The 12469-nt window shown below is 40.4% G+C and carries 12 protein-coding genes and 1 tRNA gene; 11 read left to right on the top strand and 2 right to left on the bottom strand.

All coding sequences use genetic code 11. The features are described from left to right. Positions 1–67 precede the first annotated feature (67 nt). The 11 genes from CWB80_RS07305 to CWB80_RS07355 all read left to right on the top strand — a co-directional run bounded on the left by CWB80_RS07305 (position 68) and on the right by CWB80_RS07355 (position 9720). Positions 68–610 (top strand): SPOR domain-containing protein, encoded by a 543-nt coding sequence (locus CWB80_RS07305; RefSeq protein ID WP_054554357.1) that lies wholly within the window; start codon positions 68–70, stop codon positions 608–610. A gap of 111 nt (positions 611–721) precedes the next feature. Beyond that, a complete protein-coding gene (locus tag CWB80_RS07310; RefSeq protein ID WP_054554358.1) occupies positions 722–1315 on the top strand; it encodes a DUF4402 domain-containing protein in 594 nt (197 codons plus the stop codon). A 19-nt stretch (positions 1316–1334) separates the two neighbouring features. Continuing rightward, positions 1335–1802 (top strand): DUF4402 domain-containing protein, encoded by a 468-nt coding sequence (locus tag CWB80_RS07315; protein ID WP_054554359.1) that lies wholly within the window; start codon positions 1335–1337, stop codon positions 1800–1802. 8 nt (positions 1803–1810) lie between these two features. Next, entirely contained in the window at positions 1811–2602 is a 792-nt protein-coding gene (locus tag CWB80_RS07320; protein ID WP_138600288.1) for a fimbria/pilus periplasmic chaperone, read from the top strand. Positions 2603–2622: 20 nt separating this feature from the next. Then, positions 2623–5613 (top strand): hypothetical protein, encoded by a 2991-nt coding sequence (locus CWB80_RS07325; RefSeq protein WP_206769774.1) that lies wholly within the window; start codon positions 2623–2625, stop codon positions 5611–5613. After that, positions 5603–6205 (top strand): SPOR domain-containing protein, encoded by a 603-nt coding sequence (locus tag CWB80_RS07330; RefSeq protein ID WP_171041497.1) that lies wholly within the window; start codon positions 5603–5605, stop codon positions 6203–6205. Before CWB80_RS07325 ends, CWB80_RS07330 begins: the two co-directional genes overlap by 11 nt. A gap of 54 nt (positions 6206–6259) precedes the next feature. Beyond that, positions 6260–6853: a FlgO family outer membrane protein gene (locus CWB80_RS07335; RefSeq protein WP_054554363.1), complete on the top strand. Its 594-nt coding sequence runs from the start codon at positions 6260–6262 to the stop codon at positions 6851–6853. Between the two features lie 14 nt (positions 6854–6867). Next, positions 6868–7542: a FlgO family outer membrane protein gene (locus tag CWB80_RS07340; protein WP_138600292.1), complete on the top strand. Its 675-nt coding sequence runs from the start codon at positions 6868–6870 to the stop codon at positions 7540–7542. A gap of 3 nt (positions 7543–7545) precedes the next feature. Then, entirely contained in the window at positions 7546–8211 is a 666-nt protein-coding gene (locus CWB80_RS07345) for a FlgO family outer membrane protein (protein WP_138600294.1), read from the top strand. 117 nt (positions 8212–8328) lie between these two features. Next, positions 8329–8403: transfer RNA gene (locus tag CWB80_RS07350), tRNA-Arg, on the top strand. Positions 8404–8763: 360 nt separating this feature from the next. Continuing rightward, the gene (locus CWB80_RS07355; protein ID WP_138600296.1) at positions 8764–9720 is read left to right on the top strand and encodes an alpha/beta hydrolase; all 957 of its coding nucleotides are present in this window, start codon (positions 8764–8766) and stop codon (positions 9718–9720) included. Positions 9721–9762: 42 nt separating this feature from the next. Here CWB80_RS07355 and CWB80_RS07360 read toward each other — a convergent pair whose 3' ends face one another. Together CWB80_RS07360 and nhaD are read right to left on the bottom strand one after the other, a co-directional pair. Next, a complete protein-coding gene (locus tag CWB80_RS07360; RefSeq protein WP_138600298.1) occupies positions 9763–10827 on the bottom strand; it encodes a zinc-binding dehydrogenase in 1065 nt (354 codons plus the stop codon). Between the two features lie 185 nt (positions 10828–11012). Next, positions 11013–12446: a sodium:proton antiporter NhaD gene (gene nhaD, locus CWB80_RS07365; RefSeq protein WP_138600300.1), complete on the bottom strand. Its 1434-nt coding sequence runs from the start codon at positions 12444–12446 to the stop codon at positions 11013–11015. Between the last annotated feature and the right edge of the window lie 23 nt (positions 12447–12469).

Consider the following 12469-nt stretch of genomic DNA (forward strand, 5'->3'; position numbering starts at 1 on the left):
CATGCATTTTTCTATTTTCTCTAAATATTTATTGTTAACCATCTGCTTAACTGCTTTAACAGCATGTATGATGAGCCAAGAACAAAGCCAGCCTGTTTATACTGAACAGCAGGTACAGCAATTTGCTGCCGAGTGGCAAAATCAACAGCCTAGCATTGAACGTCTTGCTGCAATGGAAAAAGACCTTGCGTTGTTAATCGAGGTACTTTCGGCTAATAGTGATTTAACTGCACAACCATCGGCATTTGAGCCGCAAAATGATGTGATCTATCACCAAAGTGAGCAAATACAATCTCAGCAATCATCATCAATCGACTCATTAGAAACGATTATTGCTGCAAACAAAGCAGCAGAAGCAGGTGTGCAATTAGGTTTATATTTAACGCCGAAAAAGGTCAGACATCAGGTCTTGAACCTTAAACGTGATTATCCTGCTGTTTTAAATGACCTAGATTTTCGCTTTAAAACTCGTGAGCAAAAAGGGGTAACCTTGTATGGATTACGAGCAGGTCCATTTGCAAATTATACTCAGGCGACAGCTTTTTGTGAGATAGCCAAAAGAATGGGGCAAACTTGTGTGACAGCCCCTTTTATTGGGGAGATGCTATAAGTATCTTTCCTCTTGGAAATTAGGGGATTAACCTTAAAGTATTTGTTCTAGAGGTCGATAAAGCTTAAGATACAGCAAAATGGCTTAGCCATTTATTTATAAGGACTTAATATGAAATTACCTCTTTCTTTAATTGCATGCTCATTAGCATTTTCTGCTTTTTATTCTTATGCCACTACTGAATCTTTCAGTGCAACAGTAAAGGTTCAAAACTCAGTTGTTTTAACAAAAGGGAATGATCTAAATTTTGGTACTATTCGTGCCGTAGCCGATCCTTCAGGTGCTGCGCAAGCTGTTTTAACAATTAACCCAGAACCTGATGCAAGCCCTGTTTCAACAAGAACAGATGCATCTCCTGCGATTATTTCAATTATTGAGCAAGGGTCTCCTGCTTCATTTACGGTATCGGAAGCGGTGCCAAATGCGCGTTTGTCGATTACTGATCCTACTGCTAATACTTTAGCTTCTGATGGACAAGGTTTAAATGAGCCAAACTTTATTGTTGATGAATGGAAGTATTTTATTACTTCAGGCCCAAATGCAAATGCTTATTACCTTCCAGGCAGCCCAAATTTAACAGCAGATGCAGACGGCAGTGTTGAGTTTAACATTGGTGCCAATTTATCTACCTCAAATTCGGCGTCATCTGAGCCTTATCGTGATGTTGAGTATACCGGCACTTTCCAATTAGAAGTTGCTTACTAATAATACTAGGTAATTAGTCATGCGCTTTTTGCTTTTAGCTACTGTTTTATTTTGTGTGTTCTCAACACCCTTACAGGCTGCGAGCACAGAGCAACAAGCGCTTGATTTTGGTACTCTAGTTATTCTAGCTAATACAAATACCAGCTCTGTAATCGTCAAAGATGATGGCAGTATCAATACGCAGGGCTCGGTTTATGTTCTTAAAAATGGCCGCCCTGCAGAATTATTACTTACTGACTTTCCAGCTAGAACTCAGCTAACTATGAATCTAGTTGCCCCAGTTGACTTAACACATGATATCGATGGCAACTCGAGTGCTGGATTTTCTGTACGCCTTAATGGTTTTCCTAAATATGTGATTACCAATGAATTTGGTGAAGCAAAAGTATTTATTGGCGGTATTTTAACGACAGACCGTAGCGCTAAACCATACGCTGATGGTCAGTATTCTTCTACAACTTATTTAGAAATATCAGTCGATTACTAAGGATAGATATGTTCGCAAAACGTCTTTTATGTGGACTTCTTTTTGTTTTTTTCAGTCAATATGCAACGGCAAACTTACTTATTTCACCAACGCGGGTTTCATTTGATGAGCGCCAACGAAGCGCAAAAGTCACCGTCATTAATAGCTCAGAAGAGTACCGTACATACCGCGTGGTATGGAGCGAAAAATTAGCGCTACCTGGTGGGGGCTATCAAACATTGAGTGAGCCAGTAACCACGAGCCTTTCTCCTATGGCACGCTTATCACCAAAGCAAATTCGCTTAGCACCTGGCGAAAGGCAAACGATTAAAATAGCAATTAGAAAGCCTAAGGATTTGGCTAAAGGGGAATATCGTTCCCATTTACTATTTCAAGCCTTACCAAATGAAGATAAGGCAGCTAAGGCTGGACTTAAAGTGAATATGATTTTGAGTTTTAGTATTCCAGTTGTATATCGTGAACAAGGTGAGCTGCCAAAAGTTGCATTTCAAACTGCAGAAATAGTTGAAGATTCGGTAAACAAAAAACCAAAAATTGCCGTTAAATTAACTGAACAACAAGGTTTTAGTAGTTACGGTCGACTTAGCGCGTATGTTACTAATTCTGCAGGTAAACAAGAAAAAATCGCAGAAATCGGGAATCTAAGCCTATACCCTGAAATTGAACAAGCGACTGTGTTGTTAGATTTATTCTCTGGTAAACAGTTGCCAAAACAAGGGAACATTGAGCTTAAATATCAAGGTGCCGATGAGTATGAAGGCGTCGATTTTGGCTCATATTCATTGCCTATTCGACATTAAGGATTAATGCGAAAACATTTATGAATCGCTTATTTGCGATAGGGCTTATACTATTAAGTCCTATCAGCGTTGCTAATTCGACTGTGAGTACAGAGGATGTACTAGCTAGAGTCAATGCCATAAGAGCTAAGCTAAATGGCGAACAGCTTTACGCTCCACAATCTAAGCATATACCTGCTGTTAATCATTCTGCAGATACCTTAGACGCTCAGCAACGAATTGCCACTGGGGAATTTTTGCTATTTTCAATTTATTTAAATGAAAATTATTTAGGTGAGTTGTTTGCCCTTAAGTCTGATCAAGACATATTGCTTGGCGTTTCGGGGCTAGTTGATATTTTACAGCTTGCAATTAATGTCGATATATCAGCCGAGAGGGCCGAAGGTTGGTTCATTAACACCAATAAAACCTTTCAATTAACAGCTCAAAAACAGTTGATTACAGATACAAAAAAGTGGCAGCTTACAGAACAACAAATTAGTGTTGATGATGATATTTATATAGAGGCAGCAGTACTCGCTGAGGCTTTAGAATTTCAGCATCGCTCTGATTACGCAAGCTTAGAGCTGTATATTGAAACTGAGTCTGTTTATCCGGTTGTCGCCCAAGCGCAGCGACATAAAAAACAACTACAAAGCTATAGTACTCAAAAGCAAGCAACTTTACCTTGGAAACCAAGCCCATATCAGGCCTTATCTGTCCCTGTGGCTGACTTACAATTGAACTATACCCAAGATAATGATGGTAGTCAGGCAAGTTACTCATTACTTGGCTCGCAAGATTTTGCATACCTTACTATGGAATACTTTTTATCGGGCCGTGAAAGTGATTTATTGAATAACTCAAGACTAACTTTCTCCAAGCAAGATGTGAATAATCAGCTGTTAGGTCCACTTGCTGCAAGTCTTATTGAGGTAGGTGATGTCACAGCTACGCAAGTTGGCAGCCGTTATAACAACCAGTACGGGCGCGGAGTTAAAATTTCGAATTATCAACTTGGGCAAGCAGTTAATAATAATCGAGTGAATCTAACTGGTGTAGTACAGCCAGGTTGGGATGTTGAATTATACCGCAATGGTATTTTAATTGAGCAGCAATTGAGCTTGGCGGATGGGCGCTATGTTTTTGCTGACGTTGATTTACTGTTTGGTGAAAATAACTTTGAGTTGATTTTTTATGGTCCGCAAGGGCAAGTAGAGCGAAAAACAGAATATTACTACATTGATGGTACGCAGCTTGAACAAGGGGAAGCAGTCTATGAGTTATCTGTTTCAGAGCAAGGCAAGCAGTTATTAGGTAATTACAGTAATAGTGCAAACAAGGGCTGGGTTGCTGCAGGGCGATACCAATATGGATTGAGTGATAACGTTGCTATGTACTCAGGCTTTATGGCGCAAAAGCAAGAGCAAGATGAGTTATACCATGTTGCTCTAGGAACGAATCTCAGCTTGTTAGATAGGTTATTAGTTAATCTGGAATATGAAGAAAACAATCAACAACAAAGAGAATTTGAATTAACAACAAGAACTAAACTGGCTGATCAGTCTTTGCTATTCAGCGCAACGAACCGTACTGATAACCAGAATGGTCGAGATATAACGCTGAAAAGCTATCAATTTGATATGTCTGGTGAGCTGATGCAAAACAACTTTGGGCGTCTTAATTATCAAAACAACTTTTTAGTTCAACACGCACAAAGTGGTGATTTAAAGCAAATTTATAACCGTTTAAATTACAGCTATGCAAACGTCTCAATAAATAATTTATTGCAATGGCAAGACCCAAGCGCCGGGCAAGAAAGTGTAGATGGTATGACGCGTTTACAAACACGACTAGGCAGAGTGTACAGTCGGTTTGGTGTTAATTATCGACTTTCTCCAGTGAGTGAGATAGCAAGTTATGAAGCTGAATTTAGCCGAAGTTTAGGCCCGAGTCTCCAAGCAGAGTTAACTATAAGGGACTCTCTAGATTACGATGTTCAGTCTGCAGAATTAGGACTAACGTGGCAAAATGACAGGATTAACTTAAGCAGTAATGTTAATTACGATAGTAATGACCAATGGCAAATTCGCTTAAATAGCCGATTTAGCTTTGGTTTTGATAGCCAATATAATCAACCATTTATGAGCAACAGAACATTGACCAATACAGGTAGCTTAATGGTTAATGTGTTTTTAGATGAAAATGATAATGGTATTAAAGACAGTACTGAGAAGGGCTTGGCGGGTGTTAAAGTAAAAGGCTTACAAAATTATCGCCAAGCGATTACTGATGAACAAGGGATCGCGATTCTTTCTGCTATGCCAGCTAACCGCACAACAGATATAGTGCTCGATCGTGACAGTTTTGCTGACCCTTTTATGATCCCCGCCCACGATGGTTTCTCCATAACACCACGAGCAGGCTTTGTTGAGTACATGGATTACCCAGTAAATAATGCCAGCGAAATAGAAGGCACTGTTTATCAGCAGACAGAGCAAGGAGCTAATGTTCAACCTTATGCCCAAATTACTTTAGTGGATGAGCAAGGTAATGATGTAGCAACTACGCAAGCGGCTTATGATGGCTATTACTTGTTTACTGATATTAAGCCCGGTAAGTATCAGGCGATTGTAGATAAGCAGTACCAAGGACAAAAATCACTGACTAGTACTCAAACACATAAAATACAGTTATCGCCCAAAGGTGATGTGCTGGTGGGAGTTGACATTACTTTGCGGCCACTCGAAAAGCGCCAGGGATATATAGCGAGTATTGGCAAGTTTAATTCACTGAAAATATTAAAGGTGTATTACTCATTGGTGAAACAGCGTTTGTTACAGCAAGGGTTAAAAAACGCTTTTTATATTCACGATAAAGCAAATGCGCACTACACGCTTGCGGTTGGCTTTGACGCACAATCTGCAAACGAGCTTGAGCAGCAATGTGTGCAGCTAATATCACAAGCAATTAAATGCCATGTAACAGAACAGCATGTCCAACACTTGCAAGGAGCAAATTATGGTTTTTAGTATTTTTCAAAATCTGAAGAAAGTATGGTTAGTTTTACTGGTTACTCCTATCTTTGGTTGCCAAAGCGTATCAGAGCCACAAGTGAGTGAAGAAAACTTAGTGAAAATTAGCCAGCAAGAGCTTATGGAGCTAAGGCAGTCGCATCAGCAATTCCAAGCAATGAAGCCAGAGCTTGAGCGCTTGCTGACAATTGAAAGTGAGTTAACCTTACTCACTGAACAACTTACTTTGTTAAATACGCAGCAAGCTGAGCCTGTAAATACTAAAAAGTCATCAGTAACCGCCCCTCAGTTTATTGCGGAGCCTGAAGCTAAGTTTGCACTACAGCTTGCTTCCGTAACAGAATTACCTCGACTAACAGCTCGCCTTGCTGAAATTAAAAAACAAGCGCCGGCACTATTTCATGGTCAGTTTATTGCTAATGTAGAGTCAGTAACTGTAAATGGCAGCACTTTCCATCGCTTGAAAATTGGTGCATATCAACAAAAGCAGCAAGCTGCTAATGATTGTAAAAAGTTAGCATCTGTCGGGGTGGCATGCTTGGTATCGCACTATGTGCAAAATCCGCTTGATTTATCCCATCAACAATAATACTTAGGCATAATTATTGCTTTATACTTACTAAGTTTAGTGAGGATGGCAATTATGCGCCTGTTATTTTATTCAGTTTTTTTAGTGTTGGTGGGTTGTAGCTTAACTGAAAAGCCACAAAAAGCGCCCCCTAGAGAAACCCCAAAATCGCCGATGGCACCTTATACGGTGCATCAATACGTTGCTGATCTAAGTAGTCAGCTGAGCCGTATTCAAGGCCCTTACAAAGGCAATGCACGTATTGCTGTGACCAGTTTCTATATGGCTGATGGCTTAGGTACTGATTTAGCAGAAGATCAGGGCAGTGGTTTGAGTCAGCAAATTCAAGAAAGTTTATTAACGCAATTTACTCAGCTTGGTTTTCATACCATAGAGTATCGATTAGAAAAGACTTTAAATTTGCAGCAATCGGCCGATAGTGTACTTAGTCGTGATGTAAATACCTTGCGTCAACGTCAGAATATTGACTTTGTTATTACCGGCACACTGACGCGGCAACAACATGCCTACATAGTTAACGCCCGATTGGTAAATACCAAAGATCTGCGAATAGTGTCAGCAGCAAGCACCGAGATCCCTATCAATGTGATGTGGGGCGCTGAAAAAGTTCAGCAACGTGATGGCCAGTTGTATCGAAGCGAATATTAAGAGGAACTCATTTAATGAAACGTTTAATTTTAACTTTATGTTTGCCTTTTGGCTTTGGTTGCTCGTCAATGTTAACTGGTGATGTAACACAACACGATAATGATCCTCAATTAGCTGCGCAAAGAGAAGTTGCCGCGCCGCATAGTAACTACAGTGTGTTTCAAACCAATCAGGCGGTGATGAATAACAGCACCTTTACCGCTGCACCAACGCGCAAAAATATTAATCACTATGTGCGTGGCATCATGCAGGACTTAGTTGAAAACTTGCAATATGTTAGCGATAACACGCCGGTTGCTGTTTCAAGCTTTGTATACCTTGATGCAGATTACAACTCAACGAATTTGCTAGGTAATCAAATTGCCGAAAGTTTCATTCATGAGCTTCATGCATTTGGTGTACCTGTCATTGATTTTAAAACCACTGATTATATGCGTGTCACGCCAAGTGGTGACTATGTTTTCAGTCGTGATTATTTAGAGCTAAGCCAAGATCAAAACTTCAATTATGTATTGGCGGGTACTTTGGTTAATCATCAAAGTGGTGTGCTCGTTAATGCCCGCATTGTTGGTTTAGCAAGCAAAGCAGTTGTAGGGTCAGCGCAAGGCTTTATACCACAATCAGTGGTTGATGCCCTTGATAGCACCAACCGTAGTGATGGTATTACACTTAAACAAGCAAGTGAGTAAGCTATGAAAGGTTTTATCTTCGCATCGTTAACGCTCGCGATTTCTGGCTGCCAATTGCTGCCAGAGCAATCAGCAGAGCCGCAAAGTACCGCTCAAAGTGCACCTGCATCAGCAAGTACTCAAGTCGATTATGTTGCTATGCTGCAAGCGCTTGAGCAAAAAGATATGCAGCAGGATAACGCTAACCATCGTTTATTTGTGCCTTATCAACATCATAAAACCGTTGTTAATTATGTCGAGCAAATGGCCCTTGAATTAGTGGATACCATGCAACAAGAAAGCGAGTTAGGAATAGCCATTACTAGCTTTGTTGATTTAGATGCGAGCCTAAAAAACAGCTCTCAACTTGGTAATCAACTCTCTGAAACAATGATGCACCAGCTGCAAAAATTCGGCTTTGGCGTTGTTGATTTTAAAGCGATGGATATCATTAGTGTGACTTCACGTGGTGATTTTGTGATGTCGCGTGATGTAGAAGAGCTAGCCGAGCGTCGCATCGCCAGCCATGTACTTACAGGCACGCTGATATATCGCCCTAATGGTGTTGAAGTGAATGCGCGAGTAATTAATTTAAACTCAAAGCTGGTTATTGCCAGCGCACAAAAAGTGATCCCTTATTTTGTGCTAAAGAATGAGTCAATCAAATCAGCAACTGCTCGCGTTAACTAGCCTCATTATTTTACCGATCGGCTTGCTCTAAAGCCGGTTGGATTAATTTCTTGATTACCAAAGCCTTAGACCGTTATAATTTTCTGTAAGCTGTAAGCTATACCTCAGCTTTTGAGTGGCCTCTTAGTTAAATGGATATAACGGCCCCCTCCTAAGGGGCAGTTACAGGTTCGATTCCTGTAGGGGCTACCAATAAAATCAATGGTTAGTCATGTTCTTCTTTGAAGCAAATTTGTAGCATTAAAGTTCCAAATCGATTGCCTAAATCAATATCCGATAAATTTGAGTGTTCTATTAAATAATACAGATTTCTTCATTCGAACAGTCTTCTTATCAAGTCGTTTTTTAGTGCTGCCAGCACTTCACTTACTCAACACTATGTCTATTTTCAATATTAAAAAACAATACGTTTGTCGTGTTCTTTACTGTTTTTCTTGCTGTTTGATTGAAATCTAAACTAATCATTATTTTGTAGATTAGTTTTAAACCCGCCTATAAAAGTGACAGGTTCTAACTACTTCCTATGGCTAAAAACAGAATAAGGATATTGATATGTTGATTATTACGAATAGAAACATAAATAAATCAAACTTTAAAAATGGCGTAGGCGATCACAATGCTTTTGGTGACTACGCAAACGCTAAAGGACCTAATGAAGTTAGGCTCGCTTATGCAGATAAAGTAGAGGGAGTATGGCAAGTGCGACTAGTCACTGAGCCATCTAAAATCACAGAGAATAATATTCCCTCTAAAAAAGCATTTGCAGAAGTTCGTGAACGGCTCACTTCTTCAGGTAAAAACTGCGTTTTTTTTGTACATGGCTTTAATCAAAGCTTTTATAAGAACTTAGAAAAGTCATTAGCATTAGAAAAAGAGCATGGGGTTGAGGTTGTTGTTTTTTCTTGGCCCTCTAATCCTGGAGGTTTTAAGACAAAAGAATACCGAAGCGCTAAGAGAAATGCACAGGCGTCAGTTGGTGCTTTGGATGCTACGTTGGAAAAGCTAGGTCATTACATGAAAGAGCCGTTCAATAAAGAGGCCCTTGAGGCATGTGATATTAAATTTACCTTTATGACATACAGTTTGGGGAATTATTTGTTTCAGAATTACGTTATCAACGCTTTATACGAAGCTGAAACAAGAATGTTTGATAACGTTGTATTGTGCCAAGCTGATGTTGATAACGCAGGTCATCAACATTGGGTAAATAATATAGAAGCTGGAAAACGAGTTTATATTACGATCAATGAAAATGATTGGGTCCTAAAATGGTCTGATGCGAATTTTCAAAAAGATCGGTTAGGAAGAACTGCTAGGAATTTGGTCGCTTCAAATGCTTTTTATTTTGACTTTACTGGCGGCCCAAATGTAGGGAAAACCCATGGCCTGTTCTATGAAAAGACAAATGATGTAGTTAAATCATTTTTTTCAACTGTTTTAAATGGCGGTAGAGGTGAGGAGACTGATGGCTTAGTTTTTGATAGTAAGTTGAACGCTTATAGATTTTAGCTCTAAAATGAGGCTATTAATTTTTTAATAGCCTCATTAAAATTAACCCGTTACTTTTTCAAGCTCGCCTGTGCGCCATGGTTCAATGATGATTTTGATATGGTCGTTTGGTTTAAATAAGGTATCAAATGCACCTTGTACGCCATCTATGCCGACTTTACCAGTACGCATTTTTTGCCATGCAATTTTGCCTGACGCGATGTTCTCAAGTGATTGTGCAAACTCTTCTGGCTGGTAGTAATAAGAGAAAATAAGGTCTAACTCTTTCACTGTGGCATAAGCAAAGTTAACGTTTAGTGGCGCGGTATGTACACCAGTTACAATGATTTTTGCTTTTGCTGGCGCACGTAAAATGTAATCGTTTAATAAGCGGCTTACACCAGCACATTCAAAAATAACGACTTTGTTGTTACCCGCAAGTGCTGTGGCTTTAGCAACTTCATCATCCGCCATAGGGTTTACGTACTCTGTCGCGCCAAATTCAAGGGCAATTTGTTTTTTGCTCTCTTGTGGATCAGAGGCAACGATGTGTTTTATACCTTGAAGCTTTAATGCGGCTATCGCGGCAAGGCCAATTGGGCCACAGCCAACCACAATGGCAACATCATCATTATTCATTTGTGCACGGTTCACTGCGTGCAGGCCAACAGCAAGTGGTTCTGTAATGGCTGCGGCTTCTGATGGAACAGCATCAGGGATAGGTAATAGCAAGGCTTCATCAACAATAAAATATTCAGAATAGGCACCATATAGCCCAGGGGTTACACCTACGCCAGCGCCGCCCGCAGAAAGTAAAATAGGCACTGAGGTTACGCGGGTGCCTTTAGCTAATTCGCCTTTAGTATTGGGGCCATAGCTAACGATTTCTGCCGCATATTCATGGCCTAATAATACTTCTTGGTCATCGCCTGCCTCTTTAGCCATGATGCCAAGGTTCTTATAGATATCGAATACATCGTTGGTGTGGCGGGTAATATGAATATCAGAACCGCAAATACCGCAAGCTAGGCTTTTTACCAGTACTTGGCCGGGTCCAGGTGTAGGGATATCAATTTGTTTTACATGCAGCTTGCCATTTTGCATGGCAACAGAATTCATTTGGCTCATATGTGTGTCCTCAATTCACCTTATTTGTGAATTATTAGACTAAAGTAAAGCGCCTGCCTTTATCTTGACTTTTTGCGACAAAAACACAGCTTATTATGACACTGTCGTTTGTAACTGCTCATTATCGAGTGTTTAAAGTTAAAACCCTAAGAGTGATTAGGGTTTAACTTTGACATTACAGAAGTTTAGCCGAAGTAGGCAGTATTGAGGTATAAGTGAGTTAATACACCAGCAAAGTAACCGAGTAAAATGACCGGTGACCATTTTAAGTGGCTATTAAAGGTGTAGATCCCTCGCGCTTGACCCATGAGTGCAACCCCAGCCGCGGATCCAATTGATAACAGGCTACCGCCAATTCCGGCTGTTAGCGTGATAAGCAGCCATTGACCATGCGACATATCAGGCATCATTTGTAACACTGCAAACATCACTGGAATGTTATCTACTACCGCTGACATTAAACCAAGAATAATGTTCGCACCGGTAGCAGACCAATTGTTATAAAGTAAATCAGAAAGCAGCGCTAAGTAGCCGATAAACCCTAAGCCACCAACACAAATAACGATGCCATAGAAGAACAAGAGCGTGTCCCACTCGGCTCTCGATACGCGGCTAAATACATCAAAAGGAACAACGTTACCTAAGCGAGATAAGCGCTCTTTATCACCTTCACGCTCTGCCATCGCACGCTTTCTGGCAAGAGAGCCGGGGAGAGTAACGCGTAAGAAGTAACCAAAAAACTGTAAATAGCCAAGGCCCATCATCATGCCCACAACTGGCGGTAAACCAAAGGCGGTTTTTAGCACCACGGCGGTTAAAATTGTCAGTAAGAATAAGCACAAAATGCGAAGCGCACCGCGTTTAAGTTCAATATCTTCATCGGCCGTATCAGGGTGACGGTTATTGATAAATAAAGACATAACAAAGGCAGGAATAATATAGCTGACTAAAGCTGGCAGAAATAAAACAAAGAACTCGGTAAAGGCAACAACATCAGCTTGCCAAACCATCAGTGTCGTGATGTCACCAAATGGGCTGAATGCGCCGCCGGCATTAGCGGCAATCACTATATTTACGCATGACATAGCAATAAAGCGGTTATCATTTGCTGCAACTTTCATTACCACAGTACATAAAAGTAGGGCGGTTGTTAAGTTATCGGCTACAGGTGAAATACAAAATGCCAGTACACCACTTATCCAAAATAATTGTTTGTAGCTAAAGCCCCTCGCAACCAGCCAGCTTCTTAGGCCATCAAATAAACGGCGTTCTTCTAGGGCGTTAATGTAGGTCATCGCAACGAGCAAAAATAGCATTAACTCTGAAAACTCTAACAAGGCATGGCGAAATGCGTCGGTGCTAAGATCAGATAAGTTTTGTGCACTGTATTGCCAAGCAATAAGGGTCCAAATAATCCCGGCTGCAACCAATACGGGTTTTGATTTGCGTAAGTGAATTTTTTCTTCGAGTATGACGAGCACATAAGCAAAGATAAAAATAACAAGGCAGATAATGCCAACAGGGTGGGTGAGTAAATCGATAGTACCAGTTGACGCAGCATGAGCTTGGCCACCGAAACATAGCAAGGATAGGATCAGTCCTTGTAATAGTTTTTTCATTGTATATTCCACTTAATTCATCT

It is taken from the genome of Pseudoalteromonas sp. S1650, from assembly GCF_005887195.1.
Taxonomy (GTDB): Bacteria; Pseudomonadota; Gammaproteobacteria; order Enterobacterales; family Alteromonadaceae; genus Pseudoalteromonas; species Pseudoalteromonas simplex.